We start from the raw sequence: 16,749 nt of genomic DNA, 5'->3' as shown, positions 1-16,749 counted from the left end.
TGCTTGCTTACTACCTATTCACACTTTAATAATCACGTTCTTCCGGTACATCCACCACAATATACCAAACCAAATCAAGACAAATGTCAGCGCACCCGCCAGCGATGCATTTTTGGGATCGGCGAAGAACGGAGCAATAAAGTTTCGATAGAGATATTCTTTTGAGCCAATTTCAGTACCATCGGGTTGGGTAACATGAATCAGGGTCATAATACGCGGAATCAACCCCGACAGAAAGAACACCGTGATGGCATTAACGCCAAAGGCTACAAATGGCAATACGCCCCGTTTGTAGTGTTGCACATCAATCAGCCAATAGCACAGTGCCAGACCAAGCATAGCCAGGCCACCCGCCAGGAGCACATACGAACTCGTCCAGAGAGCTTTATTGATGGGAAAGAAGCTATCCCAGATTAGCCCGCCTAAGGTTAACAGACAGCCCACAGCGAATAACCATGCTACTTTCTCGGCGGCCGACCGATCACTTCGCAACCAAGTTCCAGTTAGTATACCCAGTAAGCCTGTACCGATAGCCGGAAGTGTACTAAACAGCCCTTCGGGATCCCAGACTTTTGCCGGTTTGTACACGTGCGCGGGCGTCAGAATTGTCCGGTCAAACCAGGCAGCGAGGTTGGTTTCCGGCTCAAGATTAGCATAACCTACACCCGGCACTGGAATGACCGTCATTGATAACCAGTAGCCTACCAGCAAGCCGCAGAGAATATACACTTGCTGGCGTGGGGTCGTTTTCAAAAAAATGAGCGAACAGGCCAGGTAAACCAGTGCAATACGCTGTAATACACCCGGAATTCGAACAATTGAGATGTCGAATTTTGGGAAGAAATTCAGAAATAAACCCAACAAAAACAGGGTAATACTCCGTTTCACAATCTTTCCAACAACTCGCTGCTCCCCCATTTGTCCATCCCTTTCCTTTCCTCCCGACAGAGCAAACGTAATCGACACACCGACAATGAACAGAAAGAACGGAAAAATGAGATCGGTAGGTGTCCATCCGTTCCAGGGCGCATGTTCTAGGGGTGCATAAATGTGGCCCCAATCGCCAGGGTTATTGACCGTAACCATCGCTGCGACAGTGAGACCGCGAAAAAAATCAAGCGAAAGCAGTCGGCCGGAACTAACTTCGGAACGTTGAGTGCTGGCGGAACGTGTCGAAATGGAGGATTGCATAAAAGCCAGAAAGGTTTCCCCGAAGGTACAACAAGTAAGTCTAACGAATCAACTGAACACCTTCATCAGCTTCTTCTCTAAATCTCTCTCCAGCTTCAATAAGCCTTCGGTATTGGGGAGATAGGTCAAGGCGCGGTGATGCCGAAGGTCAAATGGAATATCGCTAGTGGATTGTGTGATAGGAATGACCAGTTTACCGAGTGTATGTGCAACGCCAGTTTCGTAAAACACATTCGGGTTACGATCGGTAAAATCGGTGATGACAGCTTTTGAGGTAAAGATCAGATCGAAAATATCCTGAATCAGAATACTATTATCCCAAATATCATCAGCCCGTTTGCAGTCGATTCCAAGCCGGGCACACACGTTCCGAATGGCGGTATAGGTGCCCGAAAACTTACTCTCGAAAGGCATCATTACCGATAGGACGTTTGACGCAACGGATTTAGCCGGAATTCGAAATACATCCGGAGCAAATGTAATTACCCGATCGGGCGTAACGGACTGAACCGTTGAAACAAATTCCGGCATTTCCCGGGCAGGCCGAATCAACGTTGCTTTTTTTGCTTCAACAAACCGTTCGATTTCATAGAGGTTACTGGTGCTTTCGCTAATCAATTTCGATAAAACCTGCAAGCTGTTGCCCTCATAATCATCATCTTTAAAATCCAGACTACGAAGCAACCGAGGATGGTCTTCAATCAACTCAAGGCTATCTGTCAGATAGCCAACCTTGATCCAGTCAGACTTACTAAAGTGGTCCTGAATAAATTCGTGTAAGGCAAAAAGTCGAAATGTTCTCTGTTTGTTCTGTCTGGTCATAGGGCTGAAAGGGAGGGTGTTGTAGAATTATATAATATAACTACAATATATAAATGCAAGTATATTCAATTTTTGTATCACAATGATTAGTTCGGTTAATTTTTAGGAGTAAGCTCTACTTTTTTTAACAGAGTTTATGGGTGGATCAGGCAATTTCAACCTACTTAAAGTGCTGTTGATCCGACAATTAATCCAGTTTATCGGCTTTAATAACGGGTTCACTGGTTTGACCTACTAATTTTAACTTAGTCCATAACTCCTCACGCATTTACTCTCACTTTACCAATGAACTTTCACAAAGAACTTATAGACCATAAACAACAATTTTTCCTGGTTGCCAACGCAGGTCTTTCGCTGCCCGTGGCAGGTGCTATTTACTGGTTTACCCTTGGCATTGCTGGCTTTTGTTTAAAACCGGCTCAGTGGGTACTGACAGCCTTTTTTACAAGTGGTTTATTATTTCCGTTAGGATTGGTTTTACAAAAACCGTTTAAATCTAATTTGATAGTTAAAACACCCCTGGCAAGCCTGATTCCTTTTGCTCTATTCGCTATGATGCTCAGTTGGGGTATCACAATTCCCGCGAGTGGTGTCAATAAATCGCTGGTGCCACTTTGCCTGGCCATTGGCATGAGCCTTCACTGGCCTATTATTGGCTGGCTATATAACAGCACTATATGCCAGTTGCATGCACTGATAAGAGCATTGGGAGTAGTTACTTGCTGGTATCTTTTTCCTGACGACCGTTTTACCATCTTACCGTTGCTTGTTTCAGCTATTTATGTGCTCACTGTTCTCGGTTTGACATGGGAAGTAACGAAAGTTCGTAAACAGACTGATAATCAACCCGCAATAACTCTGGGCTCGGCCTAAAGCGTGGGTAAATAAAAAGCCTCCTGCCTATTGCTTTTAACAGCAGGCAGGAGGCTTTTTATTTTTGAGAAACTTACTTAAAACCGCCAGCGCACAAACGCTTCCATAGCTTCGTATTCGGCCAGACCGAGCCGGTTGTAGAGGCCTGCCGTAGCGCCATTACGCTCTTCAGCCCGTTGCCAGAATTCCCGGGAGTCGGTTCCCTGATACACAACACCGTCTTTCTGCGATTGGTGTTTGAAAATACCAAGTCGCTTCTTCATTACCTGATCCGGCGACATGGGTACGGCCATTTCAATTTCATGAATGTCCCACTCAGCCCAGGCTCCACGATAGAGCCAAACCCAGCAGTCTTTCATGAAGTTCTTATGTTTCAACCGACGAACAGCCTCAAAAATAGCATCTAAACAGACTTTGTGCGTACCGTGCGGATCGGCAAGATCACCGGCAGCGTATATCTGATGAGGCTTTATCTCTTCAATCAACGCCATGGTAATCTTAATATCTTCTTCGCTGAGCGGCTTCTTGTCCACGGTACCTGTTTCGTAGAACGGCATGTTCATGAAGTGAGCATTCTCAACAGGAATTCCAACAAACCGGCAGGTCGATTTGGCTTCCCCCATCCGAATCAGTCCTTTCACGTAACGCACTTCCATGGTGTCCATTTCGGAGTCTTTTTTCTCCCGTAATGAAGCGGCTGCATCCTGGAAAATCCGGGTTGCTTCGGGACTTTTGATCCCAAACTTCGTATTGAAGTCGACTACGTAGTCAGCAAAACGCAAGGCTTCATCGTCGGCAACGGCAATGTTACCCGACGTTTGATAACCGACGTGCACTTCGTGGCCCTGATCACGCAAACGCTGGAATGTGCCCCCCATCGAGATGATGTCATCGTCGGGGTGCGGGCTGAAAATCAGGCAGCGTTTCTGAACAGGCAATGCCCGCTCAGGCCGATTGGTATCATCGGCGTTTGGCTTGCCGCCCGGCCAGCCGGTAATGGTATGCTGAAGTTGATTGAAAACATCAATGTTAATATCATACGCCTGACCGTATTGAGCAAGCAAATCGCTCATACCATTGTCGTTATAATCCCGGTCGGTTAGTTTTAAAACGGGCTTACCAAGTGTCCGTGACAAATGCGTGACGGCCTTTTTCTTCATTTTGTTGTCCCAAACCACAGAATCCACCAGCCAGGGTGTTTTCATACGGGTCAACTCAGAGGCAGCCGCTTCGTCAATTACAAACAACGCGTTTGGGTGCGTTTGCAGGTAGGAAGCCGGATTTAATTCTGTAACCAGTCCTTCTACCGCTCCACGAATAACAGGCGCTTTCCGCTCACCCCAGGCCAACAGAACCACGCGTCGGGCGCTTAGAATACTCGAAACTCCCATCGTAATGGCTTTGCGTGGTGTTTTGGGTAAGCCCCCAAAATCAACGGAGGCAGCAGCCCGCGTCGAGTTATCGAGCATCATCAAACGCGTATGTGAGTTGATCAGCGAGCCTGGTTCGTTGAACCCGATGTGGCCATTTCCACCAATACCCAGCAATTGAAAATCCAGTCCACCAGCGGCTTCAATTTCAGCCTCGTATTTCTTGGAGAATTCAGCGACCTTATCCGTACGAACGGTACCATCGGGAACATGGTAATTACCTTCTGGAATATCAACATGATCGAACAACTGCTCCCGCATGAACCGCCAGTAGCTTTGCAGCGAGTCGGGTTCCATTGGGTAATATTCGTCCAGATTGAACGAAACAACGTTGTGGAAGCTTAATCCTTCTTCGCGGTGCATCCGAATCAGTTCAGCATACACCGTTTTAGGCGATGAGCCGGTTGCTAGCCCGAGAACGCAGGACTTTCCTTCACTTTGTTTCTGACGGATCAGATCGGCTAGTTCCTGGGCCACAGCCCGCGATGCATCTTTGGCGTCGGCGTAAATGTGGGTCGGAATTTTTTCGTAGGTGATGGCCGATTGAATAGGGCCACCAGTGGGTAATGCTGCTGACAATTGTCCGTCTGGGTTGTCGAGTAGAGTAGACTCCGTAATCATGATGCGCTATGCGGAGATAAGATGAGAAGCCACAAAGGTCGAAAAAAATCGGCTAGTTTTCAGGTATTTTAATGACCCGACCTACTATTTTAAATTTTTTTATTAACTCGTCTCCTCTATCTACTTCCCTAGCTACGCGCTAATTGATCTGCTTCTGTTGCCAGTAGCAATGAATTGAGTCCATTCTGTTCCGTAATTATTCGATGCGATTCGGGGTAATGGATCGCTCTAACTTGGTCCCGGAACATAAGTCGAAGTAATTCGCTGTAGATGTGCTGTTTCTCATCACCAAAGCCAAATCGAAGCTCAATTTGCTGATAAGCGTCGAACTTTTTGTGGCGTCCGCCTAAGGTTCGGTCTTTCCCGCCGATGTTGGCTGTTACATTCAGTTGAGCCCCCGGAAATAGCTCCATCAGCGCACGGGTGGTTTCTTCATCAACAACGCAGCGCATAATCATTCGGGTGGGCACCCACTCGAACAAGGTGATGTCACCCCGCTCAAATAACAGCCGCATTTCCTGCCGGTCCATCCGGCCCGTTTGCGTAAAACCGTGGTAGAAATTAACCAGTTTCTTTCCCTTTGTATCGTCGCCATATTCAACCGTGGCCTGAACCTGATCCTCAATATCATTACTGTTCGGGCGTTTTACAACCTGTGATGCTTTTAGCGTTCCATCACCAAACCAGCCCGTAAACATGTCGAAGAAGTGAACGCCGTGCTCGATAAATATGCCGCCCGATTTCGTACGATCCCAGAACCAGTGTTCGGGCGAGAGGCCCTCATCACCCGCGTAATTCTCAAAATATCCGTGCAAAAAATCACCAAGTAGGTTTTTGTCGATCAGGTGCTTGACACGAGCAAACATTGGGTTGTAGCGCTGCATCAGGTTAGTAACCATCAGTAACCCTTTTTCTCGCGCTGTTTCGATCATTTCGCGACCCTGTTCAGGATTCATGGCCAGCGGTTTTTCGCAGATAACGTGTTTGCCTGCATTCAGGGCCAGCATAGCTTGCTCGTAGTGCATGAACGGAGGAGTTGCAATGTAGATCAGGTCAATACCTGGGTGATTGACCAATTCATCAATACTTCCCAAGGTCTCGGCACCAAATCGTTTGGCAGCCACAATAGACTCCTCCCGTTTCGAGCCAGCAATGGCGACTAATTTTGTGTTGGGCGTTTGCAAAAACTGCTGAACAGCGAACAGCCCGAAGCCCCCCATACCAATAACTCCCAGCCCAATTGTGCGATCTTCCGATGAGGTTGTTTTCATAGTATTATGTGTTGTATTCACAAAAACAACTGCCGGAAAGGGTTTATGTTAGGAAAAAGAGACTGGCGAACGAGTTCAGTAGGCAGATTAGGGGAGTAATCGTGTCCAATAAATCATTGGTTTAGCGGTTTCGAGAGTCTCGTTTCGGTCGGGCCAGACGAATTCGCTTTGCAGACTTTCATCACGTTGATAGCCTCGTTTTGTCCAGAAGTTATCGAGGGGTTGATAATCAGCGGGGCGAAGTGGATGATCAGCGGGACGTTTTACAGCGCAAAAGCAAGTCATTTTATACTGACCAAATTGTTGAGCATGGGCTTCCCGCTCAGAAAAAAATTGATGTCCGAGACCAAGCCCCCGATAAGCGGGAAGCAGAATACTTTCGCCGAAATAGAAAATCGTATCCAGATCGTAGCCTGCTTTCAGGAAAGGGGCCTGCACTTCGCCCGTTTCGTCACGTAATGGCAAAGCGGTTGTAGCCCCAACCATCCGATCACCATCGTAAACGGCAAATAGAAATGACCGTTCAGCACGGGCATAAGTTTCCAGATAAGTTTTCTCGTACTCAACCGAGCCTTCGTACAAATACGGGAAGTCGTAAAAGACCGCGATCCGTAAGGCCGCTAAATCGTCGAAAACCGTTTGAATAGCTAATCCTGTTAGCTTAAGAAAGGTGAGTGAAGAGGGGGAGATACTTGGCAATGGAGATGTGATTAGAGTGTCTGGCGCAGGCATTTACCCGTACTTTTTACTATAGCCAGCATTCGCTGGCCCACTGGCTATTCATGCATCAGCAAATGCTGACTTCATTAAAAGGCATGGGTAAATACCCGCGCCAGAGTCCACCCAACTACCCCAAAACCAACGACTCCCAGAGCGGTAGGTTATAATAAGTTGTAACACGGGTAATGAGTCCATCGGCAACCTCCAGGAACGAACCGGCGGGCAGTACATAGGTTTGGCCCATTGCGGCTGGCAAATCGCCATCCGTTTTTTTGTACACACCATTCACCACGAATTCGCAGGCCGCACGAGTCCCCGTTGGTTCCGTCATAATGACAATATCGGTCAGGGTTTCATCGTAGCAATCGTCCATATGCTGGAGGAACTGGCTGAATATCTCTTTACCGAAACGGGTAGCTCCCTGATTGCTGTCATGTTGAACATTTGGGTGGAGCAGGTTGAGCATGCCTTCCCAATCTTTGCGATTAAAGGCGTCGTAATAGGTTAAAACAGTATCGAGAGCAGTCATAAAAAGCGTTTTCAGCAAAGATAAGTTGTCAGACAACATTATTTATTGAACACAGAAACACAAAGAGCACAGAGCGGTTTTTGTGGGGTCAGATTCTCAAATCTGACCCTAGTGAGGTTTCTCAAAACCGAGCGGTTCATACAATTCGGTTTTGAGAAACCTCACTAGAAAAATTCTCAAATCTGCCTTCGCGAGACGAACTCAAACAAAATTCAGGTTTCCGTTAATCAAGGCTTTCTGGTAGTTCACCTCATCGAACTGATAGAGATAAGGCGATTTATGCGCCCCGCCCGTCCGGCGTTCGTCCAGGCGAGTCAGGATGTTCAATCCTGTTATTTTTTTATGAAAGTTGCGGGCGTCCAATGGTCGATCCAGTACCGCTTCGTAAAGGCGTTGTAATTCGGGTATCGTGAATTTTTCGGGCATCAGATTCAGCCCAATCGGTTGCCAGTTTAACTGGAGCCGAAGTGTTTTCAGGGCCACATCAATGATGTGTCGATGGTCATAGAGCAGTGAGGGCAAATCGCCAACATCCCACCAGCGGCATTCGTCCGACATAAAATCAACGGTGGGCGTTACTTTGGTATAGTCGACTAAAGCGTAATAACCCATGGATATTGTCCGAGTGGGCCAATTCACCCCAAACTTCATGGGCATTTTTAACCGTTGCCACGTATCGTCGGTATCATATCGAACCGCATCGCCGAACAAGTGAAACTGTTGCAGAAATAGTTGATCCAGCCCTGTACGTTCACGAAGTACACGCCCGGCCGCCGTGTCTACCGATTCGGCCTTATAGATAAACCCACCTGGCAGGCTCCACTCATTGGTGTCTTTCCAGCGGAGTAAAAGCACTTTCAATCGTGTATCATGAAATCCGAAAATAACACAATCGAGCGATAGGCCCGATACGCATTCTTCCGTTACGCGTTCATAGTACGCCAGCAGTTGATCTGTATAACTCATGCGGAAATATAAAATTTTCTATACGTCATTTTATGGCTGATTATACCATGCCCTCAGTATGTATAATTTACGGTTTACAAACAACTACATGCTCTAGTAAACAGTAACCCGCGGATAAATACTGTAAAAACCGTATCTTTCCCAGTATAATAGACCGCTGATTTTTATCCGTAATTGGACATGGCATCCCTAAAATTAACAATTAACAATCAGGCGCATATCGTCGACGTGGACCCCGACATGCCACTGCTATGGGCAATCCGCGATGTAGTGGGCCTCACAGGCACCAAATTTGGTTGTGGTATTGCCCAATGCGGAGCCTGCACGGTGCACGTAGATGGCAATCCTACCCGTTCATGCAGTGTTCCCGTTTCGGCGGTGGTTGGCCAGAAAATAACCACCATAGAAGGACTTTCTAAAAACGCCGATCACCCGGTTCAGAAAGCCTGGATTGAGCATCAGGTGCCCCAGTGCGGTTACTGTCAGTCCGGACAAATTATGTCGGCGGTGGCGCTATTGAAGCAAACACCCAAGCCGACTGACGCCGATATTGATATGGCTATGCAAGGGAATATTTGCCGTTGTGGTACGTATGGCCGCATTCGGCAAGCCATTCACACGGCATCAGCCGAGATGGCCGCTCCCCCTAAATCACCGAAATCCACCCCTAAAATCGGTAAGCGATGAGCCAGAAACCTATAGCTAATGAGATCGGCACGTCCCGTCGGACTTTTCTGAAAGCGGCTGGCCTGACGGGAGCCGCTTTTGCGCTGGGCCTTCCTTCGATTGAAAGCCTGGCCAGCCCCATATTGAACCTTAGCTCCCTACCTGAATCGGTTGAGCTAACGCCTTACATTATTATTGAAAAATCGGGGCGAATTATTCTTATGAATCCCCGGCCCGAAATTGGTCAGGGTACGTATCAGTCGGTTCCAGCCCTAATTGCGGAAGAACTCGAAGTATCGTTAGACAAAGTCGTTATTCGGCAAACTGGGGGTGAGAGCAAATACGGAGGGATGTGGTCGCAGGCAGTAGGTGGTAGCGGCTCCATTCGGGGTGGCTATACGCAGATGCGCAAAGTAGGGGCCTCCGCCCGCGAAATGCTCGTTAAAGCCGCCAGCGATCAATGGAGCGTACCCGTCGACGAGTGTTTTGCCGCCAACGCCACCGTTATTCATAAACCAACGGGTAAAACATTAACCTACGGCCAACTAGCCGAACCAGCAGCAAAATTACCGGTTCCGAAAGAGCCCAAGCTGAAAGATCCGAAACAGTTTACCATGCTGGGCAAGTCGATGCCCCGTCCCGATGTCCCGCTGAAAGTGGCCGGACAGGCTACATTTGGTATGGATGCCAAAGTGCCGGGCATGGTTTATGCGTCGATTGAACGCTGCCCCGTGTTTGGCAGTAAGCTGGTAAGTTTCGATGCGGCCCAGTCGCTGAAAGTCAAAGGCGTTCGGCAGGTGGTGAAGGTGGAGCGCGTAGTTGGTAAGAATCGCTACGAAGGTGTAGCCATTATCGCCGATAACTACTGGGCTGCTATGCAAGGCCGTAAAGCGCTCAAAGTAAAATGGGATCATCAGGGTCATGACACGTTCAATTCGGTTGCTTTTGAGAAAACCCTCCGTGAGCTGGCCAAAACAGATGGTGTAGTTGGTCACAACTCGGGCGATTTTGACAAAACCTTCGCTGATGCGCCGACCCAACTCGATGCGTTCTACGAAACGCCAATCGTGAGTCACTCGACCATGGAACCGATGAACGCACTGGCGCACTATCAACCGGGTGAAAAGGTCGAACTATGGGTATCGTCGCAAGGGGGTGATTTAGTCCGAGACGAAGTCGCCAAGGTGTTGAAAGTTCCTGTTGATAACATCACGGTGCACGTTCTGTTCAATGGCGGAGGGTTTGGTCGGCGGCTTACGCAGGACTTCGCGACTGAAGCCGCACTTTTGTCGAAAACCATTGGCAAACCGGTTAAAGTTATCTGGTCCCGCGAAGACGATACCCAATTGGGGCCATTCCGGCCCATGACGTTCTCCGCCATGCGAGGGGCGTTATCGGCCGATGGGAAAGCCATTGCCTTTCAGCACAAGGTCATTTCGCCGTCTATCGACGCGACAATGAACGAGAAGTACGATAAAACCAAGCCCGACGGGACTATGCTTGAAGGAACCAACGAGCAGAAATACGAGATCCCAAACCTGAACACCCGCTATGTTCACGCCGAAACCCACGTACCACTAACCTACTGGCGATCAGTAACCAGCTCGACCCTGGCGTTTGCGCATGAGTGTTTCATAGACGAAATGGCTCACAAAGCAGGCCAGGACCCATTGGCGTTCCGACTGGCAATGCTCACGAAAGATACCGATGCCAAACGGGTACTCACGAAACTGAAAGAAGTATCTGGTTGGGACAAACCGCTTCCGGCTGGCAAAGGGCGGGGCGTTGCCCAATGGGAATTTTTCGCAGGTCTGGCGGGTCAGGTTGTCGAAGTATCGAAAAACAAGACTGGCGGTGTTACGGTTGATAAGGTTTATTGCGTAATTGACCTCGGCACCGTCGTTAACCCCGACACCGTAAAGGCGCAGGTTGAAGGTGCCATTGCCATGGCCTTAACAGCCGCAACGAAGGACGGCATCACGTTTGAAAATGGCCGTGCCGTTCAGAAAAATTTTGATGCCAACCGGATGGTGCGCATTAACGAAATGCCGGAAGTTGAGGTGCATATTTTGGCAGAAGGCGGTCCAACCATAAAAGGAGTTGGCGAACCGGGTTTACCACCGTTAGCACCCGCTCTGGCAAACGCCGTTTTTGCAGCAACCGGTAAACGTGTTCGTCGGTTGCCGTTTGATTTAGAAAAGGTGTAATTTTTAGTTTGAAGTTTGAGGTTCGTAGTTTGAAGTTCTATGTGCGTCAGCAACTTCAAACTACGAACCTCAAATTTCAAACCCAATAGTCATGAAAGAAATAACCCGTATCGTTGACGTTTTTGAACAGATTGACTTTTCGCAACGGAAAGCCGCTCTGGCCACGGTTGTGTGGGTCGAAGGTTCGTCGTACCGTCGGCCGGGTGCTCGTATGCTTATTACCGACGACGGTCGTTGGGAAGGAGCCATTAGTGGCGGCTGTCTGGAAGGCGATGCATTACGCAAAGCGCGGCAGGTAATGCTCGATGGAGAACCGATTGTTGTTACCTACGATACGATGGACGATGGCGCCAACAGCTTTGGCGTTGGGCTGGGGTGTAATGGCATTATCGACGTGCTGATTGAGCCAATTGACCCCATTAGCTCACAAAATCCAATTGCCTTACTCAAAGAGTTCACGCAGAAACGCGACGTTCGGTCTCTGGCCACAGTCTTGAAAAGCGATGAATTTACAGGGCTGGCTCCGGGTAATCGGTTTATGCTCACGGAGCAAACAACCGAATCGATACCCGCCTGGCTACACGACGATATGCAGGGCGTATTCAATACAGGTAAGCCGTTGACTCGTTCCTATTCTGTATTGTCGGGAAGTGCGGAGATATTCATTGAGCGAATCGATCCAGGTATTGAACTGGTCATTTTTGGAGCAGGTTACGATGTCATTCCTGTAGCTAAACTTGCCCGCGAACTCGGCTGGCAGGTTACCGTTACCGATGATTGCATTGCGCACCTGTCGCCCAAACGATTTCCGGCGGCTACCTGTGTGCTCTATGCGGGTCGGGAAGTGGTTATTGATCAGTTGACGATTACGAACCGAACAGCCGCCGTGCTGATGTCGCACAATTTCAATTACGATAAGGCTGTACTGGAAAAGCTGCTGACTACCGATGTGCTCTATATTGGTATGCTGGGACCACGCAAACGGTTCGATAAGATGCAGGAGGAATTTAAAAAAGATGGGCTACAGTTTAGTAATGCCTCCCTCAATCGCGTTCACGCCCCTATTGGGCTTGACCTTGGCGCCGAAACGCCGGATGAAATTGCCTTATCGATTATGGCCGAGATCAAAGCCTTTTTTACGAAAGGTGCTGGTGGTTTTCTCAAAGACAAAACCGGTCCCATTCACGAGCGACTTTCTGGCAACTCGGCAAATCATGGCCGGCAGGCAGATCCTATTGATTCTGACAGCATCGGTGTAGATACGATCTAAGCATGCCTATTGCCACGATCATTTTAGCCGCGGGTGCTTCAACCCGACTGGGCGGTCAACCTAAGCAGTTGCTCACTCATAACGGAAAAACACTCATTCGGCAGATTGCCGATGCTGCTTTATCGCTACAATCAGGTCCAGTGATTGCCATTCTGGGCTCGAACTATGAACAAATCCAACCCGAACTTGCTGATCTACCCCTCCAGGTTGTACTAAACCCCAACTGGCCTGAAGGGATGGCGTCATCTCTCAAAGTCGGCTTAAAGGCACTGACCGATGAACCTGTCGATGCTTTTTTGGTTGTTCTGACCGACCAGCCTTATGTTACTACCGATCTTCTACAAGAGTTAATCACAACTCAGCAACAGACAGGTCGGGGTATTGTTGCCTGCCGTTACGGAGAAGCTGGTCATCTGGGTGTTCCTGCTTTATTCGATATTCGCTACGGTTCCGAATTTATGCAACTGTCGGGCGATATAGGTGCTCGCAAACTCATCAAGCAATACGCTGGCGACTGTGCTGAGATTCCATTCCCGTTAGCCGCCATTGATCTGGATACCTGGCAGGATGTAGACGCCTGGGGCCAGATGCAGGGTGCAGGGAGCGCGGAGCCGGGAACTCGGCCTAAAAGCTAGGGCATCAGGCATTTTTTCCATCCAGCTCCGTGCTCTACGCACCCTGCTCTTTGCCCCTTCCCCCACCCTTCGTACCTTTGTTACCAAAATGGCGCGACTCTTATCAATCGACTACGGCATGAAACGTACGGGCATCGCCGTTACGGACCCTTTACAGCTCATTGCATCGGCGCTGGAAACAGTTCCTTCGCATGAAGTTCTGAAGTTCCTGAAAGCCTACGTCTTGCGAGAGCCCGTTGAAGCTTTTATTGTTGGATTACCCAAGGGACTGGATGGTCTGGATACGGATAACACCCCCCGTGTCAGGAAGTTCGTGACGCACTTGCAGAACGCTTTGCCCGACATTCCGGTTTATTGGCATGATGAACGATTTACGTCTGTCATGGCACTACAAGCGATGATTGCAGGTGGAAGTACCAAAAAAGACCGGCGAGTGAAAGGAAATATTGACAAAGTAAGCGCGGCCATTATTCTTCAGTCATATATGGAAAGTAAACGATAATGAATAATGTAAGATGGATAATGCACAATGTTCGCTATGTCATTATCCACCTTACATTATTCATTATTCATTAAAATTATGATTCTCCCAATTATTGCCTACGGCGACCCGGTTTTACGGAAGCGAGCCAAAGATATTGAACCCAATAGCCTCGACGTGAAAACGCTGAGTGAGAATATGTTCGAAACGATGTATGCCGCATCGGGCGTGGGTCTGGCAGCACCACAGATTGGACAAAGTATTCGAATGTTTGTAGTAGATGGTGAACCGCTGAATGAAGACGAGCCAGAAGAAGATATTGATCCTACGCTGATCGGTTTCAAAAAAGTATTTATCAACCCCGAAATCATTGAAGAAGCGGGCGACGATTGGGGATTTGAAGAAGGTTGCCTGAGTATTCCGGGCATTCGGGGCGAAGTGTTCCGACCCGAGATTATCGTAATTCGCTACTTCGATATCGACTGGAAGGAGCATGAAGAAGAATATGAAGGCATGGCTGCCCGTATCATTCAGCATGAATACGACCACCTCGATGGTAAGCTCTTCACCGATTACCTACCTACCCTCCGCCGGACGCTTATCAAGAAAAAACTAGCCGACATCTCGAAAGGCAAAACGGACGCCGAGTATAAAATGAAGTTTCCTAAATAAAGGGAGAAAGGAGGAGAGGGAGTAAAGGGACGAAGGATTAACAACTCCTCCCTTTCCTCCCTTTCCTCCCTTTCCTCCCTTTCCTCCCTTTCCTCCCTTTCCTCCTTCCAATGAACATCACCCTCCTCCAAACTGAACTTTACTGGCACGACCCCGTAGCAAATCGGGCTATGCTGGAGGAGCGTATTTTTAATTTAGCCGAGCCAACGGATCTGATTGTTTTGCCCGAGATGTTTACAACGGGTTTTACCATGGAGGCACAGGCCGTAGCTGAGCCTATGAATCTGACAACGTTCCGTTGGATGAAGCAAATGGCGGCACAAACGGGCGCGGTAGTAACGGGTAGCTATGTAGTACAGGAAAAAAGGGGTTATTTCAATCGACTGATCTGGATGCAGCCTGATGGTCAGTTCGATACGTACGACAAACGTCATCTGTTTCGGATGGCTGGCGAAGACAAGGTCTATACGGCTGGAACTCGCCGAATTATAAAAGAATGGAAAGGCTGGCGTATTTGCCCACTCGTTTGTTACGATCTGCGCTTCCCGGTCTGGAGTCGTAACCGCCAGGCCGATTCTACCGATTTCGAGTACGATTTACTGCTTTACGTGGCGAACTGGCCATCCGTCCGACGTAATCCATGGAATATACTTCTGCAAGCTCGCGCTATTGAGAATTTAAGCTATGTGGCGGGGGTCAACCGGGTAGGTACAGACCATACGGGCCATCTCTATTCAGGGGACTCAGCCGTAGTTGACTTCAAGGGAGATGTGCTTTTTCGACACTCTGACACAGAAATAGTCCATCAGCAAACACTCTCGCTGGATGAGCTGCGGGCGTTTCGGACGAAGTTTCCGGCAAATCTGGATGCTGATAGTTTTACAGTGGTATAAGGCCGGCTATTTAACTTGCCAATTTCCTCTTTAACAGGCACTTAAAAACTGATTAATTTATCAATCCTACTGGGCAAAATCTATGAAAATAGGTTTATTCGCATTATAAAGCTAATAAATCCTATATCATGAAAATCCCCACCTTTCTATTAGTCATTATCTCTAATGTATTTGTGTACAATTCCTGTTTTGGACAGCGTACTATCATTTACGATAAAAAGGGGCGGTTAGTTACTACAGATACAAGTAAAGGAATTACCTATCTGGGGAGTCCGTATTTAGGAGATATTGTCTGGCATCAGGGTTATTTAATTTATAGAAACCAGCAGGAGGTACCCGCCCAGATTGCCTATAATATTGTTTTTGATCAGATATATTGGCGTCTGAACGATTCTACGGATGTCGTGCAGGCTTTACCTGACGAATTTACGTTCGAAGGTCGACGATTTATTGCCGATCAGTATAAAGTAGTAAAGGTGAAGCGAGTAACTTATTTCGAGGTCTTATATGATGGTAAGACTAAGTTAGTTCGTCGATGGACAAAACGGCTCAGACCTATTGATTGGAAATTATATACCTCTCGAGTTCTGCCTGAAGATCGCTTTGCTGCAGAATACATTTTAACAGGCGACCTATACATTCAGAAAGAAGGGGAACGGCCTAAGTTCATCATTCCTACTGAATACTCGCTCAGCCGCTTTTTGCCCAGTATGGGATCGGACTTCGCCAACTTTATTGCTTCCCACGAACTAACTGACCAAGTTTTAGTTGAAGCACTAATCCAATACGATAAACGATTAGTCAGCCTAACTCACTAGAGCAGGTCCAGTAACTCGCGCATATGCTCCAGCGTTGTAAACGATTTACCAGCTAGCTGCTCATCGGCAACCTGCTCATGCGCCCAGGTGATCGAGTAGGGTATATGGATCGCTCGTCCACCAATGTGAACCACGGGCAGTATATCCGACTTAAGTGAGTTGCCAATCATCAGAAAATCAGCCGGTTGAATAGTATATCGTTGTAATATTCGCAGATAAGCCTGTTCGTTTTTTTCACTGACGATTTCAACATGCTTAAAATAATGGCCTAAGCCTGAGCGGGCTATCTTGCTTTCCTGATCGAAGAGATCACCTTTGGTCAGCACCATTAGGTCAAATCGTTTAGAGAGCATTTCCAATACCTCGGGCACACCATCGAACACCTCAATCGGGAAGTCGATTAACCGTCGCCCAATGTCGATAATTTGCTGAATCTCAGTACCTGTGATGGCTCCGTTTGTTAACTCTATTGCCGTTTCAATCATTGAGAGAATGAAACTCTTGGCCCCATATCCAAATATGTTCAGGTTCCTGATCTGCGCATCATAAAATCGCAGGGCAAGTGTCTCCTGATCGATGTGGTGCGACAGCAGTTCACATAATTTCTCTTTAACATCTACATAGTTTGGTTCGTTAACCCATAGCGTGTCGTCGGCATCAAACGCAATTAGTTTCATAACAAAG

The 16,749-nt window shown here is 48.0% G+C and carries 17 protein-coding genes; 9 read left to right on the top strand and 8 right to left on the bottom strand.

Going from position 1 to position 16,749, the window contains the following annotated elements:
• Positions 1–18 precede the first annotated feature (18 nt).
• Both ACYVGO_RS01595 and ACYVGO_RS01590 read right to left on the bottom strand, forming a co-directional pair.
• A complete protein-coding gene (locus ACYVGO_RS01595) occupies positions 19–1,191 on the bottom strand; it encodes an acyltransferase family protein (protein WP_460967070.1) in 1,173 nt (390 codons plus the stop codon).
• 48 nt (positions 1,192–1,239) lie between these two features.
• On the bottom strand, positions 1,240–2,013 hold the full coding sequence (locus ACYVGO_RS01590; protein ID WP_460967068.1) for a hypothetical protein: 774 nt from the start codon (positions 2,011–2,013) through the stop codon (positions 1,240–1,242).
• Between the two features lie 285 nt (positions 2,014–2,298).
• On the opposite strand from ACYVGO_RS01590, the gene ACYVGO_RS01585 reads away from it, so the two are divergent.
• The gene (locus ACYVGO_RS01585) at positions 2,299–2,886 is read left to right on the top strand and encodes a DUF7010 family protein (protein WP_142776548.1); all 588 of its coding nucleotides are present in this window, start codon (positions 2,299–2,301) and stop codon (positions 2,884–2,886) included.
• Positions 2,887–2,963: 77 nt separating this feature from the next.
• Here ACYVGO_RS01585 and ACYVGO_RS01580 read toward each other — a convergent pair whose 3' ends face one another.
• The 5 genes from ACYVGO_RS01580 to ACYVGO_RS01560 all read right to left on the bottom strand — a co-directional run bounded on the left by ACYVGO_RS01580 (position 2,964) and on the right by ACYVGO_RS01560 (position 8,423).
• Complete coding sequence (locus ACYVGO_RS01580; protein ID WP_460967066.1) at positions 2,964–4,937, bottom strand: glucosamine-6-phosphate deaminase; 1,974 nt, start codon at positions 4,935–4,937, stop codon at positions 2,964–2,966.
• A 128-nt stretch (positions 4,938–5,065) separates the two neighbouring features.
• Complete coding sequence (locus ACYVGO_RS01575; RefSeq protein WP_460967064.1) at positions 5,066–6,208, bottom strand: Gfo/Idh/MocA family protein; 1,143 nt, start codon at positions 6,206–6,208, stop codon at positions 5,066–5,068.
• An 87-nt stretch (positions 6,209–6,295) separates the two neighbouring features.
• Positions 6,296–6,907: a GNAT family N-acetyltransferase gene (locus ACYVGO_RS01570; RefSeq protein WP_460967062.1), complete on the bottom strand. Its 612-nt coding sequence runs from the start codon at positions 6,905–6,907 to the stop codon at positions 6,296–6,298.
• A 148-nt stretch (positions 6,908–7,055) separates the two neighbouring features.
• A complete protein-coding gene (locus ACYVGO_RS01565) occupies positions 7,056–7,457 on the bottom strand; it encodes a nuclear transport factor 2 family protein (RefSeq protein WP_460967060.1) in 402 nt (133 codons plus the stop codon).
• A gap of 201 nt (positions 7,458–7,658) precedes the next feature.
• Positions 7,659–8,423 carry an NUDIX hydrolase gene (locus ACYVGO_RS01560; protein ID WP_460967059.1) on the bottom strand — a complete coding sequence of 255 codons (765 nt, stop codon included), beginning with the start codon at positions 8,421–8,423 and terminating at the stop codon, positions 7,659–7,661.
• Positions 8,424–8,603: 180 nt separating this feature from the next.
• Between ACYVGO_RS01560 and ACYVGO_RS01555 the strand changes: the two genes are divergently transcribed.
• The 8 genes from ACYVGO_RS01555 to ACYVGO_RS01520 all read left to right on the top strand — a co-directional run bounded on the left by ACYVGO_RS01555 (position 8,604) and on the right by ACYVGO_RS01520 (position 16,065).
• Positions 8,604–9,110 carry a (2Fe-2S)-binding protein gene (locus ACYVGO_RS01555; RefSeq protein ID WP_460967057.1) on the top strand — a complete coding sequence of 169 codons (507 nt, stop codon included), beginning with the start codon at positions 8,604–8,606 and terminating at the stop codon, positions 9,108–9,110.
• Positions 9,107–11,296 carry a molybdopterin cofactor-binding domain-containing protein gene (locus ACYVGO_RS01550; RefSeq protein WP_460967056.1) on the top strand — a complete coding sequence of 730 codons (2,190 nt, stop codon included), beginning with the start codon at positions 9,107–9,109 and terminating at the stop codon, positions 11,294–11,296. The genes ACYVGO_RS01555 and ACYVGO_RS01550 overlap by 4 nt, the downstream gene beginning before the upstream one ends.
• Positions 11,297–11,387: 91 nt before the next feature.
• Entirely contained in the window at positions 11,388–12,566 is a 1,179-nt protein-coding gene (locus ACYVGO_RS01545; RefSeq protein ID WP_460967054.1) for an XdhC family protein, read from the top strand.
• A gap of 2 nt (positions 12,567–12,568) precedes the next feature.
• Positions 12,569–13,201, top strand: coding sequence for a nucleotidyltransferase family protein (locus ACYVGO_RS01540; protein WP_460967052.1), 633 nt, complete (start codon positions 12,569–12,571; stop codon positions 13,199–13,201).
• Between the two features lie 88 nt (positions 13,202–13,289).
• Positions 13,290–13,703, top strand: a complete 414-nt coding sequence (ruvX, locus tag ACYVGO_RS01535; RefSeq protein WP_460967050.1) for a Holliday junction resolvase RuvX — start codon at positions 13,290–13,292, stop codon at positions 13,701–13,703.
• 78 nt (positions 13,704–13,781) lie between these two features.
• Positions 13,782–14,354, top strand: coding sequence for a peptide deformylase (gene def, locus ACYVGO_RS01530; protein ID WP_460967049.1), 573 nt, complete (start codon positions 13,782–13,784; stop codon positions 14,352–14,354).
• Between the two features lie 110 nt (positions 14,355–14,464).
• A complete protein-coding gene (locus ACYVGO_RS01525; RefSeq protein ID WP_460967047.1) occupies positions 14,465–15,247 on the top strand; it encodes an amidohydrolase in 783 nt (260 codons plus the stop codon).
• 128 nt (positions 15,248–15,375) lie between these two features.
• A complete protein-coding gene (locus tag ACYVGO_RS01520) occupies positions 15,376–16,065 on the top strand; it encodes a hypothetical protein (protein ID WP_460967045.1) in 690 nt (229 codons plus the stop codon).
• Here the strand turns inward: ACYVGO_RS01520 and ACYVGO_RS01515 are convergent.
• Entirely contained in the window at positions 16,062–16,742 is a 681-nt protein-coding gene (locus ACYVGO_RS01515) for an HAD family hydrolase (RefSeq protein ID WP_460967043.1), read from the bottom strand. The genes ACYVGO_RS01520 and ACYVGO_RS01515 overlap by 4 nt on opposite strands.
• Positions 16,743–16,749 lie beyond the last annotated feature (7 nt).

Source organism: Spirosoma migulaei, assembly GCF_054776855.1.
Note: the sequence above shows the minus strand (reverse complement) of the source record. Positions and strands in the feature narration are given on the sequence as shown.